Consider the following 4,324-nt stretch of genomic DNA (forward strand, 5'->3'; position numbering starts at 1 on the left):
GCAAGGTCGGGCCGCTGCGCCTGCACCTGTCGGGCAAGGACAAGCTGAAGGGCGTCATCGACAACCAGCCCTACCCCACGCTCTGGATCCCGGTCGGCCGCCAGCGCATCGACCCCGAGGACCGGCGACTCGGCGAGGTCTCGACCGACCGCACCACGATCCGCTCGTATTGCGAGGCGATCATCGAGCAGAACTACAAGTCGATCACCCCGCTCTACCTCGCCGGCGCGAACCACGAGGACTACGACTGGGCGCCGCCCTACGTGCTCACCGACATCCTCAAGCAGTGGGAAGAGGAACGCCGCTACCGCGAAGAGGTCACGGGCATCGTCCTGATCGACGACTGAGCGACCGACCGGCGCTCGGGCCGATCTGGGGCCGCGGCATCAAAGCGGAGAGATTGGTAGGCCGGGTGAGGTTCGAACTCACGACCATTCGATTAAAAGTCGAATGCTCTACCACTGAGCTACCGGCCCCCGTTCCGGGGGAGGCCCCGGCGGAGGGGGCGGAACCTAGAGCGCATCAAGCGAAAGTCAAACGCGCTTTCGCGACGCCGGCCTTAACAGCGCCGCAGGGCGGGGTATGGTGCTGAGGTCATGCGCTCGCCTCTCCTGAGAATGATCCTCGTCGGCGTCGTCGCGGCGGGCCTGTCGAGCCAGGCCGCGGCCCAAACGAAGCCTGCCGCCAAGGCGCCGGCCGCCAAGGCCGCGCCCAAGAAGATCACCCCGCCGCCACCCGCTCCGCCGCCACCGCCGCCGCCCGACGCCGAGGCCCAGATGAAGACCTCGGAACAGCTCAAGCGCGAGAGCCTGCAGGGCGCGGCGACGACGCCGCTGCGCGACCTCAACGTCATGCGAGCGAAGATCCCGGACGTGTTGCTCCAGGCGCTGGACGATCCCTATGCCCGCCCCCCGCGCAGCTTCAAGTGCCCTGCCCTCGCGGCTCTGATCCGGCCGCTGGACGAGGCACTCGGCCCCGACATCGACAAGGTGCCGGTCACCGACGAGAACCTGATGGACCGCGGCAAGTCGACGGCGCTGGGCGTGGCGGGGGACCTCGCGTCTGACGCCATTCCGTTCCGCGGCTTCGTGCGAAAGCTCTCGGGGGCGGAAGCGCACGACCGGTTGGTGCAGTCCGCCATCGTCGCGGGCAACGTGCGCCGCGCCTATCTCAAGGGCCTGGGCGAGTCCAAGGGCTGCACGCCGCCGGCCACGCCGTCGCACGAGCGGGCGGCGGTCGTTCAGCAGAGGCAGGCCGCCGCGCCGCCGCCATCGGGACGGCCGCCCAGCAAGTTCAGCCCGAAGTATCCGGTCCGCTAGCGCCCTGCCGGGCGGCGAACGCGTCTCGGAACCGCGTCATGGTCCCCGCCGCGATCGCGGCGCGCATCTCGGCCATCAGGGCCTGGAAGAAGGCCAGGTTGTGCCACGACAGCAGCACTTGGCCGAGGATCTCGTTCGCCTTCACCAGGTGGTGCAGATAGGCCTTGGAGTAGTCGCGGCTGGCCGGGACCAGGCTGCCTTCGTCCAGCGGGCTCTCATCCTCCGCGAAGCGGGCGTTCTTGAGGTTGATCGGCCCGTCCCAGGTCCAGGCCTGGCCGTGGCGGCCGGAGCGCGTGGGCAGCACGCAGTCGAACATGTCGACCCCGCGAAAGACGGCCTCCACGATGTCGATCGGCTTGCCGACGCCCATGAGGTAGCGGGGCCGCTCGACCGGCAGCATGTCGGGAGCGAAGTCAAGCGCCTCGCACATCGCCCGATGCCCCTCGCCCACCGCCAGGCCGCCGATGGCGTACCCGTCGAACCCGATCTCCTGAAGACGCTCGGCCGATTCACGGCGCAACGCCGGATCGAGCCCGCCCTGCTGGATGCCGAACAGATTTTGAGCGTCACGTTCACCGAACGCGTTCTTTGACCGCTGTCCCCAGCGTGCGGATCGCCGCATGGCATCCGCCGCCTTCTGCGGTGTCGCCGGAAGGGCAACCAGCTCGTCCAGTTGCATGACGATGTCCGAGCCCAGCAGATCGGCCTGGATCTCCATCGACCGCTCTGGCGACAGGGCGTGGCGACTGCCGTCGATGTGGCTCTGGAAGGTGACGCCGTCCTCAGTGACCTTGGAGATCTTCGACAGCGACATGACCTGGAAGCCGCCCGAGTCGGTGAGGATCGGCTTCTCCCAGCGCATGAAGCGGTGCAGTCCGCCCAACCGCTTCACCCGCTCGGCCGTGGGCCGCAGCATCAGGTGATAGGTGTTGCCCAGGATGATGTCCGCGCCGGTGGCGGCCACCTGCTCGACGGTCAGGGCCTTCACGGTGCCGGCGGTGCCCACGGGCATGAAGGCGGGCGTGCGGATCTCGCCGCGCGGCGTCGACAGCACACCGGTGCGCGCCTTGCCATCCGTGGCCGAGAGCTGGAACGGGAAGCCGGCCATCAGACGGCACGCCAGAGCAGGCTGGAGTCGCCGTAGGAGTAGAACCGGTAGCCGGTGGCGATGGCGTGGTCGTATGCGGCGCGCATGGTCTCCTGGCCCGCGAAGGCCGAGACCAGCATGAACAGCGTCGATTTCGGCAGGTGGAAGTTGGTCATCAGCCCGTCCGCGGCGCGGAACCGGTAGCCGGGCGTGATGAAGATGGCGGTCTCTGCGGCGAACGGGCGGATCGTCCCATCCGGATCGGCGGCGCTCTCCAGCAGGCGCAGCGACGTGGTGCCGACGCAGACGATGCGGCCCCCGGCGGCGCGGACGGCGTTCAGCCGGTCGGCCGTAGCGGCGTCCACTTCGCCCCACTCCGCATGCATCTTGTGCTCGGAGATGTTGTCCACCTTCACGGGAAGGAACGTGCCGGCGCCGACGTGCAGCGTCACGCGCTCGAACGTCACCCCCATCGCTTCCAGCCGGCCCATTAGCTCGGGCGTGAAATGCAGGCCGGCGGTTGGCGCGGCCACCGAGCCGTCCTCGGCGGCGTAGACGGTCTGGTAGTCGGCGCGGTCCTGCTCGTCCTCGCCCCGCTTGGCGGCGATGTAGGGTGGCAGCGGCATCATCCCGCGCTCTGCGATGGCGGCCATCAGGTCGGGCCCGGCGAGGTCGAAGGCGAGCGTAACCTCGCCTCCCTCTCCCTTGGACTGCACCGTAGCGTCGAGGCTGCTCAGGAGGCAGGCGCGGTCGTCCGTCTCGCCGAACAGGATTCGGTCGCCGACCGCCAGCTTCTTCCCCGGCCGCATGAAGGCGGTCCACACGTGGCCCGACTTCGCCTGGTGAAGCGTCGCCTCGACGGCGATGCGGCTCTCGCCGCGCACGCGGACGCCCTTCAGACGGGCCGGGATCACCCGCGTGTCGTTGACCACCAGTACGTCGCCCGCGCCCAGCAGGCTCGGCAGGTCACGGACATGCAGATCCTCAAGCGGGCGGCCAGCCTGGATAAGAAGCAGACGCGCCGCGTCGCGCGGATTGGCCGGACGGAGCGCGATGCGATCCTCGGGCAGGTCGAAATCGAAGTCGGCGAGTTGCATGGAGCGCGAGGTCAAGCACACGCCGACGCCTCCGCGTCAAGCGCGCGCCCGCTCCACGGCCTCGCGAGCGGCCGCAAGACTGGCGATCATCTTTGCGCGCGCCTGGGCGTGTTTCGCCTCCGCGGCGGCTCGGCGGGCGTCGAGTGCGGCAAGTTCGGCGGCCGCCGCCTTGTCGGCGGCGTCCAGCCTGGCCTCCAGCTCGGCGACCTTGCGCAGTTGCGCTTTCGTCGGCCCGGCGGGCTTCGCGTTCTCCGGCTTGGAAGACTTTAGCCTCTCAAGCGTGGCGCGCGAGCCCGCCGGCCGGCGCAAGACCTCGCCCGGCTGCGCCGTGGCGGCCTTCACCAGGTCCGCATCGTCGGCCTCATGTGCGAGGCCCGTCTTGAAGAGGTCCTGATGGCTGCCCCAGGCCTCAAGGGCCTTGGGCCTGGAGGTGGTCGCCACGATGTAGTCGGTCAGGCCGTCCGACGTGACGAACACCTTCAGGCGTCCAGCCATGACTAGGCGTCCGCGGCCACCTTCATCGAGACGATCTTGCCCGGATTGCGCGGCGGCTCGCCCTTGGGCAGCGAGTCGACGTGTTCCATGCCTTCGGTCACCTCGCCCCAGACCGTGTACTGGCCGTCGAGGAAGCGGGCGTCGTCGAAGCAGATGAAGAACTGGCTGTTGGCCGAGTTCGGGTTGTTGGTGCGGGCCATCGAGCAGACGCCGCGCACGTGCGGCTCGCGGCTGAACTCGGCGGGCAGGTTCGGCTTCGACGAGCCGCTCATGCCGGTGCCGGTCGGGTCGCCGCCCTGGGCCATGAAGCCCGGAATCACGCGGTG

Annotated in this window: 6 protein-coding genes and 1 tRNA gene; 2 read left to right on the plus strand and 5 right to left on the minus strand. The window is 69.2% G+C overall.

Annotation, left to right across the window (positions count from 1 at the left end; all coding sequences use genetic code 11):
* Window positions 1-347, plus strand: a 347-nt coding sequence (locus tag Q0L11_RS14860) for a hypothetical protein (protein ID WP_296598241.1), incomplete at its 5' end; no start/stop codon positions are given.
* A gap of 54 nt (window positions 348-401) precedes the next feature.
* Here the strand turns inward: Q0L11_RS14860 and Q0L11_RS14865 are convergent.
* Window positions 402-476, minus strand: a tRNA-Lys gene (locus Q0L11_RS14865).
* A 120-nt stretch (window positions 477-596) separates the two neighbouring features.
* On the opposite strand from Q0L11_RS14865, the gene Q0L11_RS14870 reads away from it, so the two are divergent.
* Window positions 597-1,319 carry a hypothetical protein gene (locus tag Q0L11_RS14870; RefSeq protein WP_296598242.1) on the plus strand — a complete coding sequence of 241 codons (723 nt, stop codon included), beginning with the start codon at window positions 597-599 and terminating at the stop codon, window positions 1,317-1,319.
* Here the strand turns inward: Q0L11_RS14870 and tgt are convergent.
* From tgt to Q0L11_RS14890, 4 genes are all read right to left on the minus strand, one after another.
* Window positions 1,294-2,427 (minus strand): tRNA guanosine(34) transglycosylase Tgt, encoded by a 1,134-nt coding sequence (gene tgt / locus Q0L11_RS14875; RefSeq protein WP_296598243.1) that lies wholly within the window; start codon window positions 2,425-2,427, stop codon window positions 1,294-1,296. The two genes, Q0L11_RS14870 and tgt, sit on opposite strands and share 26 nt — an antisense overlap.
* Window positions 2,427-3,503, minus strand: a complete 1,077-nt coding sequence (queA, locus tag Q0L11_RS14880; RefSeq protein ID WP_296598249.1) for a tRNA preQ1(34) S-adenosylmethionine ribosyltransferase-isomerase QueA — start codon at window positions 3,501-3,503, stop codon at window positions 2,427-2,429. Before queA ends, tgt begins: the two co-directional genes overlap by 1 nt.
* Before the next feature lie 36 nt (window positions 3,504-3,539).
* The gene (locus tag Q0L11_RS14885) at window positions 3,540-3,998 is read right to left on the minus strand and encodes a hypothetical protein (RefSeq protein WP_296598244.1); all 459 of its coding nucleotides are present in this window, start codon (window positions 3,996-3,998) and stop codon (window positions 3,540-3,542) included.
* Window positions 3,999-4,000: 2 nt separating this feature from the next.
* On the minus strand, window positions 4,001-4,324 hold a 324-nt coding region (locus Q0L11_RS14890; RefSeq protein WP_296598248.1), incomplete at its 5' end, for a peptidylprolyl isomerase.

Origin of the sequence: Phenylobacterium sp., assembly GCF_024508875.1 — a bacterium.
In the GTDB taxonomy this organism is placed as follows: Bacteria; Pseudomonadota; Alphaproteobacteria; order Caulobacterales; family Caulobacteraceae; genus Phenylobacterium.